10 protein-coding genes are annotated in these 13,597 nt (G+C 65.8%); 4 read left to right on the top strand and 6 right to left on the bottom strand.

Annotated elements, in window-relative coordinates; genetic code table 11:
• Positions 1 to 71: 71 nt before the first annotated feature.
• The 5 genes from PP263_RS20175 to PP263_RS20155 all read right to left on the bottom strand — a co-directional run bounded on the left by PP263_RS20175 (position 72) and on the right by PP263_RS20155 (position 3,563).
• Positions 72 to 773, bottom strand: coding sequence for a SprT family zinc-dependent metalloprotease (locus PP263_RS20175; protein WP_308365832.1), 702 nt, complete (start codon positions 771 to 773; stop codon positions 72 to 74).
• The gene (locus tag PP263_RS20170) at positions 770 to 1,210 is read right to left on the bottom strand and encodes a hotdog fold thioesterase (RefSeq protein ID WP_308365831.1); all 441 of its coding nucleotides are present in this window, start codon (positions 1,208 to 1,210) and stop codon (positions 770 to 772) included. The genes PP263_RS20175 and PP263_RS20170 overlap by 4 nt, the downstream gene beginning before the upstream one ends.
• Positions 1,211 to 1,356: 146 nt before the next feature.
• Entirely contained in the window at positions 1,357 to 1,920 is a 564-nt protein-coding gene (locus PP263_RS20165) for a DUF2799 domain-containing protein (RefSeq protein ID WP_308365829.1), read from the bottom strand.
• Positions 1,921 to 1,973: 53 nt separating this feature from the next.
• Positions 1,974 to 2,624 carry an MBL fold metallo-hydrolase gene (locus PP263_RS20160; protein WP_308365828.1) on the bottom strand — a complete coding sequence of 217 codons (651 nt, stop codon included), beginning with the start codon at positions 2,622 to 2,624 and terminating at the stop codon, positions 1,974 to 1,976.
• A gap of 45 nt (positions 2,625 to 2,669) precedes the next feature.
• Positions 2,670 to 3,563, bottom strand: a complete 894-nt coding sequence (locus PP263_RS20155; protein ID WP_308365827.1) for a hypothetical protein — start codon at positions 3,561 to 3,563, stop codon at positions 2,670 to 2,672.
• A 195-nt stretch (positions 3,564 to 3,758) separates the two neighbouring features.
• Here PP263_RS20155 and malT point away from each other — a divergent pair, with 195 nt between their 5' ends.
• On the top strand, positions 3,759 to 6,470 hold the full coding sequence (gene malT / locus PP263_RS20150; protein WP_308365826.1) for an HTH-type transcriptional regulator MalT: 2,712 nt from the start codon (positions 3,759 to 3,761) through the stop codon (positions 6,468 to 6,470).
• Between the two features lie 334 nt (positions 6,471 to 6,804).
• On the top strand, positions 6,805 to 8,448 hold the full coding sequence (locus PP263_RS20145; protein WP_308365825.1) for an alpha-amylase family glycosyl hydrolase: 1,644 nt from the start codon (positions 6,805 to 6,807) through the stop codon (positions 8,446 to 8,448).
• 158 nt (positions 8,449 to 8,606) lie between these two features.
• On the opposite strand, the gene PP263_RS20140 is transcribed toward PP263_RS20145, so the two are convergent.
• Positions 8,607 to 9,209 carry a TetR/AcrR family transcriptional regulator gene (locus PP263_RS20140; RefSeq protein ID WP_308365824.1) on the bottom strand — a complete coding sequence of 201 codons (603 nt, stop codon included), beginning with the start codon at positions 9,207 to 9,209 and terminating at the stop codon, positions 8,607 to 8,609.
• Positions 9,210 to 9,341: 132 nt separating this feature from the next.
• On the opposite strand from PP263_RS20140, the gene PP263_RS20135 reads away from it, so the two are divergent.
• Both PP263_RS20135 and PP263_RS20130 read left to right on the top strand, forming a co-directional pair.
• Complete coding sequence (locus PP263_RS20135; RefSeq protein WP_308365823.1) at positions 9,342 to 10,442, top strand: efflux RND transporter periplasmic adaptor subunit; 1,101 nt, start codon at positions 9,342 to 9,344, stop codon at positions 10,440 to 10,442.
• 43 nt (positions 10,443 to 10,485) lie between these two features.
• Positions 10,486 to 13,569 carry an efflux RND transporter permease subunit gene (locus PP263_RS20130; protein WP_308365821.1) on the top strand — a complete coding sequence of 1,028 codons (3,084 nt, stop codon included), beginning with the start codon at positions 10,486 to 10,488 and terminating at the stop codon, positions 13,567 to 13,569.
• Positions 13,570 to 13,597: the final 28 nt, after the last annotated feature.

Here is a 13,597-nt window from a genome sequence, read left to right as displayed (position 1 = left end):
GTTTACGCCAGAATGCGGGCGCTCGCGAGCGGACGCCCAACTCAGGCAAAGGGCAAGCGCAAGGTTTTCTCCTACAGGTGCAACCGGTGGCCGTTGTCCCGCAGCCAGCGGCGCAATTCCCGATAGCGCGGACAGACACTCTCCACCAGATGCCAGAAAGCCGGGCTGTGATTGTGGTGGCGCAGATGGCAGACCTCGTGGGCCACCAGGTAATCCACCACCGCCTCAGGCGCCAGGCACACCAGCCAGTTGTACTGCAGCTCGCCGCGCACACTGCAGTGGCCCCATTTGCTCTTGGTGCGGCGCACGCGCACCGAGGAAAACGCAAGCTCCAGCCGGTCGGCAAACTGATGCGACTTTTCCTCCAGCAGCGCCAGGGCCTCCTTTTGATAGAGCCGCTGCAGTGCGGTTTGCAGCTGGGATTCATCAGGCTCGCGATAGCGGGTGTACAGGGAAATGGCGCCGGCGGCGATACCGCTGTGGGCGCTGTTGCGCGCGCGCACCAGGGGATAGCGCGCCCCCAGCCAGGGAAAGCTTTCGCCAAAGGCGTAGCGATGTTGCGGAATCTGCGCCGCGCGCTCCTCGGCGCGCAACAGTTGGGTGCGCACCCAGTGGATATTCTCCCGCAGGAACTGGTGCCCGTGGCGCGCGGCGCAACGCTCGGGAATGCGCACCTCCACGCCGGATTCCGCCAGCACCAGCCCCAGGCGTCTGCGCCGCGGCGAGCGCACCAGGCGATAGGGAATATTTTCGAAAACGAACTCCGCGCTCATTGCCCCCCGTTCACCCCGTGCGCCACCACCGCCATGGTAATCCGGGAAATGCAGCTGAGCTTGCCGCGGGGATCGGTAATGCGGATTTCCCACACCTGGCTGCTGCGGCCGAGATGCACCGCGCGCGCGATGCCGGTCACCGTGCCCTCCGCCACCGGACGCAGGTGATTGGCATTGATCTCCTGGCCCACGCAGTAAAACCTGTCCGTATCCACCACCAGGTTGGCGCCGAAGGAGCCCAGGGTTTCCGCCAGCACCACGCTGGCGCCGCCGTGCAGTATGCCGAACGGCTGGCGGGTGCGCTCGTCCACCGGCAGGGTGCCCACCAGGTAGTCATCGCCCAGTTCGGTGATCTGCAGGCCGATATATCCCGGCATGCAATCGGCGGCGCTCTGGTTGAGCTGTTCGAGGGTGGGGGTCGTATGCCAGATTGCCATTGTTTATTTCCCGTTATTCAGGTGACTTGGCACCCTGTAGGAGCGGCGGGGCGGCCATCCTCCGTTGGCCGCGATGGGCCTCCACTACGAAGCGAGACCGATCGCGGCCAACGGCCGCTCCTACAGGAGGGAATCCTTACACTCGGTCAGTACATAAGGCCGAAGCCAAAGCCGGTAAAGCGGCTCAACGCCAAATCCAGCCTGCGCAACTCCCGCACCAGGGCGCGGCGGCGATGTTTGAGTCGGTGGATCTGATCTTTGTCTTTCGCCTCCGCCAGCGCAACACGCACGCTGTGGAGGTCCCTCTCGGTGCTCTCGTAGCGGTCCACCAAACGGCGGTATTCCAGCTCTATCTGGTAGGCGGCGAGGCCGCGCTGGTATTCCGCCATAAACAGGTCCGCGGTGGGGCCGGTGCAGACGCCCTCGTAGCTGTTGCCGCGGCGCCCCTGGTAGTAGCCGTTCTCCGGGGTGCAGTACTGCTCCACCCCCTCCTCGTGGCCGCGCAGCCAGGCCTCGCTGTCCACCCGCTCGCCGTACTCCTGGCACTTCTGCGCTATCTGGTAGACCAGCCCCTGGCTGCGGCCGCGGGCACCATCCTGCAGCCCGCGCTCGTACCAAAGGCCCGAGCGACACTCGTCTTCGGAAACCACTGCGCAGCCGGCCAGCAGAACGGGCAGCAGGATCAACAGGCGCAGGCTGGGACTGTTCATGGTTTTCTCCGCTTTCGCGCCATTATCCCCGCTGTCGATAAACCGCAACTGAATCAACCGAAGCGCTTGTCCGCAACAAAAGGATTGCTGCGTCGCTCCTCGCCGAAGGTGGACATGGGGCCGTGGCCGGGGATAAAGCGCACTTCGTCGCCCAGCGGCCAGAGCTTTTCCGTGATCGAACGGATCAGAGTGTCGTGGTCCCCCTTGGGAAAATCGGTGCGGCCGATGGAGCCGGCGAAGAGCACATCCCCCACCAGTGCCAGCCCACTGGGACGGTGGAAAAAGACCACGTGGCCGGGGGTGTGGCCCGGGCAGTGGTAGACCTCCAGTTCCTCGTCGCCCACCGTTACCCTGTCCCCCTGCTCCAGCCAGTGATCCGGAGTGAAGGTCTCCACCGGCGGAAAGCCGAACATCTGTGTCTGCAGCGGCAGTTGTTCGATCCAGAAACCGTCCTCCCTGTGTGGCCCCTCAACCGGCAATTGCAGCTGTTTGGCCAGCTGCGCGGTGCCACCCACGTGGTCCAGGTGGCCGTGGGTGAGCAGTATCTTTTCCAGCTTGAGCCCGCGCTCCTCCACCGCCGCGAGGATGCGCTCGATATCCCCGCCCGGGTCCACCACCGCGGCGCGCTTGCTGTCATCGCACCAGAGCAAGGTGCAGTTCTGCTGGAAAGGGGTGACCGGAACGGTGTGGAATTGCAAGGACATAGGCGCGACCAGGACTTCGGGGATTTGTGCGGAATTACCCGGGGATTATACCGTGACCGCAGCGCGGCTTCTCGCCGGTGGCGCCCCGCGCCGCGCGCGGGTCTTCTGCAACAGCTCGCGCAGGTCCTCCAGCAGTTGCTGCTGCACCAGCTCGCTGCTCCAGTAGCCGTCGTGAGCCACCAGTTGCGGGCCCCAGTTGGCGGCGCTCCAGTCCGCCAGCGGGCGGGTCTCGTAATCGCGGTACACCGCCTGATTGTAGGAGGGGCTCAGGGGTTTCAGGGGCCAGCCGAAGAGATCGTCCGGGTGGTAGAAATTCTTCCAGCGGAAGTTGTAGCCACGGGTGTCGGCGGTGACCGCCTGGATCTGGTCCCGCCCCATCCCCGCGCACCACAGCGGATTGGGGGCGCCCAGGGTGTACCAGTGGCTGAGGGTTTTGAAACGCAGGAACAGATCCCGCGCCGAGCCTTTGTGCACGCCCCGCGGGCCGCCGTCCCGCCAAATGCCGCAACTCACACTGGGGCGCTGGGCATCCCAAAGATAATTGGAGAGGATGGTGCAACCCACCGAGTGACTGAGCAGCACCACCGGCGCATTGTCGGAAGCGGCCGCCGCGGCCCTTTCCAGGGTGCTGTACACCGCCTGCTGGGCCTTGTCGTAGTTGCCGCCGCGCTGCTGGATATCCCCCAGTTGCGCGGCGCTTTCGGCCAGCCCGTAAAGCATGAATTTGCGCGCGCGCAGGAAATCCATATCGCGCTTCTGCATCGCCTCGAACACCCGATCGATATTCCCCTGCAGGTGCCCCTGGCACAGGATGGTGTCGCAGTGAATGCGAGACCAGTCGCCCCCCAGTTTTTCGCGCAGCGCCGCGAACAGCGGCTCGGCGAAACGCTCGTCCACCGTCCCCATGCCCGGCGCCGCCAGAATGACTATATCGGCCATATTCGCCTCATTTTTATTGTGCCGCGACACCCCGGACAATGGGAACAGCGTCGCCGAATTGAGCGAAACTACCACCTCACCTGCGGTTTGGAAAGAAAGTACGCCCCACCGGGGGAGGAGGTCACACAGCGGTAGCCAAGGCAGACTCAAAGTGCATAATTGCGCCTGTACAAAAAACAAACACCCGACTCAGCGATGCTACTAGCCTCAAAATACAGCCTGCCGGACTGCCCCGAGCACACCCTGGCGCGGCCGCGCCTGCTGGCACTGCTGGAACAGTGCCACAGCGACCAGTTGCTGCTGGTCACCGCGCCCGCGGGCTACGGCAAAACCACCCTGGTGTCCTCCTGGGCCGCGGCCCAGGAGGACCCGGTGGCCTGGTTCTCCCTCGATTCCGGCGACAACGAACCCGGCCAGTTCTGCCGCTACCTGGTGGAGAGCGTGCACCGCGCCACCGGCAACGGCGTGCCGGAAACCCACCAATTGCTCGCCGCCCAGCGGCGCCCGGACCCGGCGCTGGTGATCAGCCAGCTGCTGGCGGAACTGCGCGGGCTGCCCAGCGAGCTGCGCATCGTGCTCGACGATTACCACCAGATCGACAGCGAGGCGGTGCACGACGTCACCCGCTTCCTGCTGCGCCACGCCCCCGCGGGCATCGGCGTGGTGCTCACCAGCCGCAGCCAGCCGCCCCTGGGCCTGGCCGCACTGCGACTGCAGGGCCGGTTGCGGGAAATCGGCACTGAGGAACTGGCGCTGACCGTGGATGAGACCGCCCAACTGCTGCAGCAACGGCTGCCGTTCGAGCTTGGCAGCGACCGTATCGGGCAGTTGCACCAGTTGAGCGAGGGCTGGCCGCCGGCAGTGCAGTTGTTCGCGCTGTCGGTGCGCGACCGCGAGGAGGTGGACCGCTACCTGGGGGAACTGGAACAGGGCCACAGCCATATTCTCGACTACCTGGCGGAAGAGGTGCTGGAACGGCTGGAGCCGCAACTGCGGGAACTGCTCGCCTGCACCTCCATCCTCACCCGGATCGACGCCAGGCTGGCGGAGAACCTCAGCGGCCTGGACGGCGGCCAGCAACTGCTGGAGCAGGCGGCCCGGCGCGGGCTCTTCCTGCAGGCCCAGGACTCCAGCCGCCAGTGGTTCCGCTTCCACCCGGTGTTCGCCCGCTTCCTGCAGCGCCAGCTCACCGACAAATCCCGCCTGCAGCAGTTGCACAGGACCGCCAGCGACAGCTGGCAACAGCTGGGCCAGCCGCTGGAGGCCCTGCGCCACGCGCTGGCAGCGGAGGACGGCGAGCGGCTGCAACAACTGCTGGCGGAACAGGGCGAACAGTTCCTGCGCGAGGGCCACAACCGCGTGCTGTCCGACTGCCTGGACTGGCTGGGCGCGGACACACTGCACCGCAACGCCCGCTTCACCCTGCTCGCGGCCAGGATGGCGCGGGACAATTTCGAATACGACCAGTGCGAGAAATACCTGGCCGCCGCCGAGAGCTGGCTGCAGCGCGAGGACCCGGCCCAGTGGCGCGAATACGAGGGCGCCTTCGCCACCATGCGCGCCCAGGCGGCGGTCTCCCGCGGCCAGACCCTGGTGGCCAAGGAATACGCCGAGGAGGCCCTGGGACTGCTGCGCCCGGAGCAGCGGGGCGAGCGCACCGCGGCGCTGCTGGTCACCGGCGAGACCAGCTTCTGCCTGGGGGAACTGGAGCGGGCCATCGCCTATATGCAGGAGGTGGAATCCCTGGCCAGCGCCGAGGGAGACTACCCCAGTGCCGTCTGGGCCACCTGCCAGCAGGCCGAGATCGCCATCGCCCAGGGCCTGCTGAAAAAGGCCGCCGCGCTGCAGGAGCGCGCCCACCGGCTGGTGCAGGAGCACCATTTGTCCGGCCTGCCCATCTCCGAATTTATCTGCCGTCTCCGCGGCCAGTTGCAGTGGGAGCGCGGCGAACTGGACGCCGCGGCCAGATCCGCCCGCCGCGGCATGCAGATCAACCGCAAGGTGGGGGAGCGCTGGCTGCTGCCGGAGTACACCCTGCTGCTCAAGGTGGCCCAGGCCCGCGGCGAGAAGGACGAATCCCTGGAGTGGCTGGCGCGCATCGACCGCCTGCTCGCCGGCGAGCGCTACCACCGCGACTGGGTGGCCAACGCCGACGCGGCGCGGCTGCGGGCCTGGCGCGCGCTGGGGGACAGGGAAGCCATCGCCGCCTGGCTGGAACAGGCCCAGCCGGTTGTGGACAGGCCCGCCAACCACTTCGAGCAGTGTCACGGGCGCAACCATGTGCGCGCGCTGATCGAAGTGCACCGCTGGTCCGATGCCAACCGCCTGCTCAGCCGCCTGCAGCAGGTGGCGCGGGAGTGCGGCCTGGTCACCGACACCCTGCGCAATCTGGTGCTGGAATCCCACCTGCTGTGGCTGCGCGAACAGCGCGACGGCGCGCTGCAAGCCATCGGCGAGGCCCTCGACCTGGCCGCCGGACGCGACTTCAGCGCCAGTTTCCAGATCGGCAAGACCCTGATCGTAATCCTGAAGGCGTTCCTCGAGAGAGAACCCGGCGAGGAGCAGGCCGCGCGGGCGCGGGAACTGATCCGCCTGGCCCAGCAGCAGCCGGAGCTGGACGGCGGCATCCGTATCGAGCTGGACGAGACCATCATCCGCGAGATCCTCGACAGCGACGCCGTGCCCGACTTCCTGCGCCACTCGCCGCTCACGCCGCGGGAGTGGCAGGTGCTCAACGCCATCCACTCCGGCCTCTCCAACGAGCGTATCGCGCGCCACTTCAAAGTGGCGCCCAGCACCATCAAGACCCATATCCGCAGCCTGTACCAGAAGCTGGACGTGAAGGACCGGCAGGAGGCGATTGCACTAGCGGAGCAGATGCTGCGCTCCGTGCAAGACCAACCCTAACCCGGGAACGCGGAGCTCCAGCTCCGCATGGGGGCCGGAGGCCCGCCTCCACAGATATTCTATTTCCCCGTGCAGGAGCGGCCCATGGCCGCGATCGATCTTTCCCGGCTCTCTGGAATCCGATCGCGGCCATGGGCGGATGGCCGCCCCGCCGCTCCTACTGGGAGTGGTGATCCAAGCCCGCCACTGCGCCCCCTCCCCCCTGCGCGGGGAGGAGGCAGCTCCCGGCTACCGGCGCCATACTCAGCCTATCCTTGGAAGGTGCGGCCCCTGGCCGCTCCGGGGCCCCGAGTCCCGGGTCCCGATGGTCACGAAATAAGAAAGGCAGTAATCCATGAGTGGCAACGACACAGAGTGGTGGCGCAACAGCGTCATTTACCAGATCTACCCCCGCAGCTTCTGCGACGCCAACGGCGACGGCATCGGCGATCTGCCGGGCATTAGCCGCAAGCTGGACTATGTGCAGTCCCTGGGTGTGGACGCTATCTGGATATCGCCGTTCTTCAAATCGCCGATGGTGGACTTCGGTTACGACGTTTCCGACTATCGCGACGTGGACCCTCTGTTCGGCTCCCTGGCGGATTTCGACCAACTGATCGTGGCCGCCCACAGCCGCGGCCTCAAGGTGATCATCGACCAGATTCTCAGCCACACCTCCGACCGGCACCCCTGGTTCGAGGAGAGCCGCGCCAGCCGTGACAACCCCAAGGCCGACTGGTACGTATGGGCCGATGCCAAGGCCGACGGCACCCCGCCGAATAATTGGGTCTCCAATTTCGGCGGCTGCTCCTGGCACTGGTGTACCCGCCGCCGCCAGTACTACCTGGCCAATTTCCTGAAAGAACAACCGGACCTGAATCTGCACAACCCGCAGGTACAGGAGCAACTGCTGTCAGACCTGAAATTCTGGCTCGAACACGGCGTGGACGGCTTCCGGCTCGATGCGGTGAACCATCTTTTCCACCACCAGTCGCTGCGCGACAATCCGGCGCGCCCGCTCCAGTTGGACGAAAAAGGCCTGCCGCCGGTCAATCATTATCAGTACCAGTGGCACGTATATGACAAGTCGCAGCCGGAAAACCTCGACTTCCTGCACCGCGTCCGCCAGTTGATGGATCAGTTTCCCGGCACTGTCACCATGGGCGAAGTGGGCGACGACAACACCCACAAGATCATGGCCGAATACACCACCGGTGATCGCCTGAACATGGCCTATTCCTTCGACCTGCTGACCGAAGAGAGCAGTGCCGAATTCCTGCGCAATACGCTGGAGAAAAACCGCGACGTGATCGAAAAAGGCTGGCCCTGCTGGTCCATCAGCAACCACGACGTGCCCCGCTCCATCACCCGCTGGAACAAGGGCTTCAATGCGGAGCAGGCCCTGGCGCGCGCGCCGCTGTTCCTGCTGATGCAGCTGACCCTGCGCGGCAGCGTGTGCCTGTACCAGGGCGAGGAACTGGGCCTGCCGGAAGCGGAAATCGCCTTCGAGGACCTGGTGGACCCCTATGGCATCAATTTATGGCCGGAATTCAAGGGCCGCGACGGCTGCCGCACCCCCATGCCCTGGTTCAACAGCGGCGAGATCAACGCCGGCTTCTCCAAAGTGAAACCCTGGTTGCCGGTACCGGAAGAACACCACCGCAAGGCGGTGAGCCTGCAGCAGGACGATGCCCACTCCACCCTGAACCAGTTCCGCGCGCTGATCGATTGGCACAGGCAGCTGCCGCCGGAACTGGCCACCGCGCAACAGGAAGTAGTGGATACGCAAAACGATCTGCTGGTGTTCTGCCGCCGCGCCGGAAACGGGGAATTCCTGGTGGCGCTGAACCTGGGCAAAGACGAAGAGACTTTTGACCTGCCGGTGGAATTTGCCGATGCGGAAGATATCACTCCGGCGCTGTTTGCCGGCGAGCGCCGGGACGGGAAACTGGTATTGCCGCTGGCGGGTGCGCGGGTGCTGCACCGCAAAAAGAACTGAATTAAGTAGGATGGGCAAAGGAGCGCAGCGACGTGCCCATCAAACGCCGGTAGATGGGCACGCTACGCTTTGCCCATCCTACAAACAAGCCTTTGTACTTTTGCTCTCTCCTCCAATGACGAGCTTCGTCGCCGGCCCTGTGCCGGCTTTTTTTGTAATTACTTCCCAGTCTCGGCCGCGATAAGCGTCTCCCCGATACGGGGCAGGGTCTTGGCGGGCCCGTCTTCGCCCTTCAGGGTGAGCTGGGAAATATAAGCGCCTTCGATAAGCAGGTAGAAGGCGTCCGCCAGGATTTCGGGATCGCGCGCGCCTATTTCCCGACACAGGGCGAGTAGGCGTTCGCGAATCTGGATTTTGTTCTCCACGATCACCGCGCGCCCGGGGTGGCCCTCCTCGTGTAGCTCGACCACCGCATTGTTCATCGGACAGCCGCGCAAGCACTCCTCGCAATCGCGGCTGAACGCCTCCATTAACGCCATAAGCTGCGCCTTTGGTTCATCGGCATGGGGAGCCAGCACACTGTCCCACCACTCCCAGAACTCGCGGTCGTGATCGCGCAAGCACTCCGCAACCAGCTCATCCTTGGAGTTGAAATTGCGATATAGCGTCATCTTGGTGGCATCGGCTTCGGCGGCGATGCTCTCCACGCCCACCGCGCGGATGCCGTAGCGGTAAAAAAGATCCTTGGCCGCCTCGAAGATGCGATCCCGCGCCGGACGGCGGCTTTCGGAAGCGGCGGATTCAGTTTTGGCAGCGCACATTGCATTTACCCTATTGACCTGTGAGTTACCGGTCAGTAACATTTTGAATGTTACCGATCAGTATCATCACATTGTTCCGAGAGCGGGCCCCCGAGTCAAGGGCAGCCTGCCCCAAGGATGAAGGAGTTTCCTATGAATTATCGCAACCGCATCGCGCCGCTGGCCCTGTTGAGTGCAGTTGTCGGCCTTGGGACCATGCTCGGCGCCTGGAAGTACGGCGCCCTGCAACAGGCCGAGGCGGCTTCCGCAACCCAGCCCGAACCGATGGAAACCGTAACCGCGGTAACCGCTGAACAGCGCGAACAGCGGCCCACCACCACCGCCGTCGGCACCGTGCTGGCGCTGCGCTCCATCAGCTTGCGCAACGAGCTGGCAGGCGCGGTGCGCCGGGTGAACCTGACCCCGGGTGCCATCGTCGAGGCCGGCACTCCCCTGGTGACGCTCGACGTGTCTGTTGAAGAGGCCGAACTGGCGGCGCACCGGGCCGAGGCCCAATTGGCCGAAACCGTGTACCGACGCCTGACGCGACTGCGCAAAACCGGGGCCACCTCCCAGGACGAAGTGGATCGCGCCAAGGCCGAGCTGGACGTGGCCCGGGCCGAAATCCGCCGCGCCGAGGCGGTTATCGAACGCAAGACCATTCGCGCTCCCTTTCGCGCCCGGGTCGGTCTCGCCGACGTGCACCCGGGCCAGTACCTGAGCGAGGGCACACTGCTGACCACGCTGCAGGGTGTGGGCGACGGCGTGCACGTGGACTTCACCGTGGCCCAGCAGGTGGCGGAACAACTGCGCGAGGGAGACACGCTGGAAATCCTCTCCGGTATTTCCGCGCAGCCGACCGAGGCCAGGGTCGTCGCCCTGGACGCGCGCATCGATCCCGAAACGCGCAACGCCGCGGTGCGCGCACGCATCGACGGCGCCGAGCGGATGCCCGCACCAGGCGCTTCAGTGCAGGTGCGGGTACCCGTAGGGCCCGCCCGCCTGGCAGTCACGGTCCCGGTGAGCGCCCTGCGCCGCGGGCCGGAGGGCGACCAGGTGTTCGTGATCGAGCGGGACGCCGAAGGCAACAGCCGCGCCCACCTGCGCCGGGTTCAAGCGGGCACCGTGCTGGGTGACAGCGTGGTGGTCGAGGGCGGCCTGGAGGCAGGCGAAGCCGTCGCGGCGGCGGGTTCCTTCAAGCTGTACGACGGCGCGCTGGTGGCAATCGCGGACGCCCAGTTGGCCAGCAACTGACGGCGGCAATGACAAGAGACACAAGGATCAAGGAAAACTTCCCATGCGTGCGTTTACCGATGTTTTCATCCGCCACCCGGTGCTGGCGCTGGTAGCCAATCTCCTGCTGCTGGTAGTCGGCTGGCGGGCCCTGTCGTCGCTGCCGGTGCAGCAGTACCCGACCCTGCAGAGTTCCTCGGTGATAGTGACCACCGTCTACACCGGCGCCGGCGCAGAAACAGTGCGCGGCTTCCTCACCACCCCCATCGAGCGCGCCGTCGCCGCCATCAGCGGGGTGGACCATATCGATTCCACCAGCCGCGCCGGGGTGAGCACGGTCACCGTGCACCTGCAGCTCAACCACGACAGTACCGCGGCGCTGGCCGAGGTCACCGCGCGCCTGCAGCAGGTGCGCTCAGAACTGCCGGCGGAGGCGGAGCCGCCGGTGGTAGAGGTGCAGCGGGCCGACCGGCCCTACGCCACTTTCTATTTAGGTTTCACCTCTTCCGAACGCTCCGTGCCGGCGCTGACCGACTGGCTGTCGCGCACACTGCAGCCGCAGCTGTCGACCCTGGAAGGCGTGCAGCGGGTCACCTTCGAGGGCGCGCAGCAAGTCGCCATGCGGGTGTGGATAGACCCGGACCGCCTGGCGGCGCTGAACCTCTCCCCCGGCGACGTGCACGCCGCCCTGCGGCGCAACAACTATCTCGCCGCCGTGGGCCGCACCAAGGGCGAGCTGGTACAGGTGAACCTGCTGGCCAACACCGACCTGCGCTCGGTGGAGGAATTCGCCAACCTGATCGTCGCCGAGCGCCAGGGCGCCACCGTGCGCCTGCGGGACGTGGCCCGGGTGGAGCTGGGCGCGGAAGAAGCGGAAATGGTGGCCAAGTACAACACCCAGGAAAACGTCTATCTGGGAGTCTGGCCGCTGGTGGGCTCCAATGAACTGGAAGTGGCGCAGCGGCTGAAGGACGAGATGGAGCGCATCCGCCCCACCCTACCCCAGGACGTGGAGATGCGCCTGGTGTGGGACGGCACCATGTTTATGCGCGATGCCCTGGAGGAGATCAACAAAACCCTGGTGGAGACCATCCTGATCGTCGGCCTGGTGGTCTACCTGTTTATGGGTTCGATCCGCACCGCGCTGGTGCCGCTGATCGCCATGCCGGTGTCCCTGGTGGGCGCCGGGTTGGTGATGTACTGCGCCGGCTTCAGCCTCAACCTGCTGAGCCTGCTGGCCATAGTGCTGTCGGTGGGGCTGGTGGTGGACGACGCCATCGTGGTGGTGGAAAACGTCGAGCGACACGTGCGCGCGGGCAAATCGCGGGTGGCGGCGGCGCTGGCCGGCGCGCGGGAATTGCGCGGGCCGGTGATCGCCATGACCATTACCCTGGCCACCGTGTATACCCCCATCGCCTTCCAGGGCGGTCTAACTGGAGCGTTGTTCCTGGAATTCGCCATCACCCTGGCGGCCGCGGTGGTGGTGTCCGGTTTCGTCGCCCTGACCCTGTCGCCGGTGATGAGTTCGCGCTTCGTGCATCCCCACGGCAAGGAGGCCTGGCTGACGATTCGCGTCAACCGCATCTTCGACGCGGTGAGCCGGTTCTACGCCCGCGCATTGGATTCCGCCCTGTCCATGCGCTGGGCAGTGGTGGCGGCGGCGCTGATCGTGACCGCGGGCGCCTGGCCGCTGCACCACTTCTCGAAAAAGGAACTGGCGCCGGTGGAGGACCAGAGCCATATCAGCCTGTTCTTCGAAGCCGCGCCGGACTCCACCCTGGCCGCCACCAACCGGCACTCCCAGGAAGTGGCCAAGGCCATCACTGCCCTGCCGGAGACCGATTTCAATTGGTCGCTGACCTCGGCCTGGGGCGGCTTCGGGGGCCTGGTTGCCAAAGACTGGACCGAGCGCGAGCGATCCACCGCGGAGATGTTCGGCGACGTCTACGCCGCGGTGTCCCAGATTCCGGGGCTGCGCGTCTTCCCCAGCCTGGATGCGCCGCTGCCCACCCCGGGCATGTACGACGTGGAAATGGTGCTGCTCAGCGACGCGCCGCTGGAGGAAATGCAGGCGCTGGCCCAGCAGGTGATCAACGCCGGCTGGGCCAGCGGCAAATTCCTGTACGTGGACAGCGACCTCAAGATAGACCTGCCCGAAGCCCGCGTGGTGCTCGACCGGGAGCGGGTGGCCGACCTGGGCCTGGACCTGGCGGGCGTGGCCCAGGAACTCGGCACCCTGCTCGGCGGCGGCTACGTGAACCGCTTCAACTACTACGACCGCAGTTACAAGGTAATTCCGCAGGTGGGCGACGAAGACCGGGCCACCTTGTCGCCGCTGCTGGACCTGAAGATCCGCGGTCCCGGCGGCGAGTTGGTGCCGGTCTCCACCTTCACCCGCATCGAGACCACCACCGCGCCCCGCGCCCTGCACCGCTTCCAGCAGCGCAACGCGGTGCGCATCTTCGGCGGCGTCAGTGCCGGGGTCACCAAGGAGGAGGGACTGCGGGTACTGGAAGAGGCCGCTATGAGCGCGGGCGGCGCGCACACGGTGATTGACCACGCCGGCGAGTCGCGCCAGATCCGCCAGGAGAGCGGCACCCTGGCCGCCACCCTGGGCTTTGCGGTGCTGCTGATCTACCTGGTGCTGTCGGCCCAGTTCCAGAGCTTCCGCGATCCGCTGATCGTGCTGCTCGGCTCGGTACCGCTGGCCATCTCCGGCGCGCTGCTGTTCACCTTTATGGACTTCACCACCCTGAATATCTACTCGCAGGTGGGTCTGATCACACTGGTGGGGTTGATCGCCAAGAACGGCATCCTGATCGTCGAGTTCGCCAACACCCTGCAAAGCCGCGGCCTGGCCAAGATGGCGGCGCTGCGCGAGGCCTCCCTGACCCGCCTGCGCCCGGTGCTGATGACCTCCGCCGCCACTGTGTTCGGCCACCTGCCACTGGTGCTGGTCTCCGGACCCGGCGCCGAGGCGCGCAACAGCATCGGCACCGTGCTGGTCACCGGCATGGTCCTGGGAACCCTGTTCACCCTGTTCGTGGTGCCGGTGTTCTACTCGCTGATCGCGACCGAGCGCAAGCCGGAAACCGATCCGGAGGAGGCTACCGCCGCTCACGAGCCTACCAAACTGGCCCTCGCCTGACGATTTCGACGCGCTTGTCGGAGTCTGC

The sequence above is a fragment of the Microbulbifer sp. TB1203 genome (genome assembly GCF_030997045.1).
Classification (GTDB): domain Bacteria; phylum Pseudomonadota; class Gammaproteobacteria; order Pseudomonadales; family Cellvibrionaceae; genus Microbulbifer.
Note: the sequence above shows the minus strand (reverse complement) of the source record. Positions and strands in the feature narration are given on the sequence as shown.

Bases quoted from the DNA above. Each gene is read 5' to 3' on its own strand.
- PP263_RS20135 (WP_308365823.1), top strand. From the start codon at position 9,342: ATGAATTATCGCAACCGCATCGCGCCGCTGGCCCTGTTGAGTGCAGTT.
- PP263_RS20140 (WP_308365824.1), bottom strand. From the start codon at position 9,209: ATGTGCGCTGCCAAAACTGAATCCGCCGCTTCCGAAAGCCGCCGTCCG.
- PP263_RS20165 (WP_308365829.1), bottom strand. From the start codon at position 1,920: ATGAACAGTCCCAGCCTGCGCCTGTTGATCCTGCTGCCCGTTCTGCTG.
- PP263_RS20175 (WP_308365832.1), bottom strand. From the start codon at position 773: ATGAGCGCGGAGTTCGTTTTCGAAAATATTCCCTATCGCCTGGTGCGC.
- PP263_RS20155 (WP_308365827.1), bottom strand. From the start codon at position 3,563: ATGGCCGATATAGTCATTCTGGCGGCGCCGGGCATGGGGACGGTGGAC.
- PP263_RS20130 (WP_308365821.1), top strand. From the start codon at position 10,486: ATGCGTGCGTTTACCGATGTTTTCATCCGCCACCCGGTGCTGGCGCTG.
- PP263_RS20160 (WP_308365828.1), bottom strand. From the start codon at position 2,624: ATGTCCTTGCAATTCCACACCGTTCCGGTCACCCCTTTCCAGCAGAAC.
- PP263_RS20170 (WP_308365831.1), bottom strand. From the start codon at position 1,210: ATGGCAATCTGGCATACGACCCCCACCCTCGAACAGCTCAACCAGAGC.
- PP263_RS20145 (WP_308365825.1), top strand. From the start codon at position 6,805: ATGAGTGGCAACGACACAGAGTGGTGGCGCAACAGCGTCATTTACCAG.
- malT (WP_308365826.1), top strand. From the start codon at position 3,759: ATGCTACTAGCCTCAAAATACAGCCTGCCGGACTGCCCCGAGCACACC.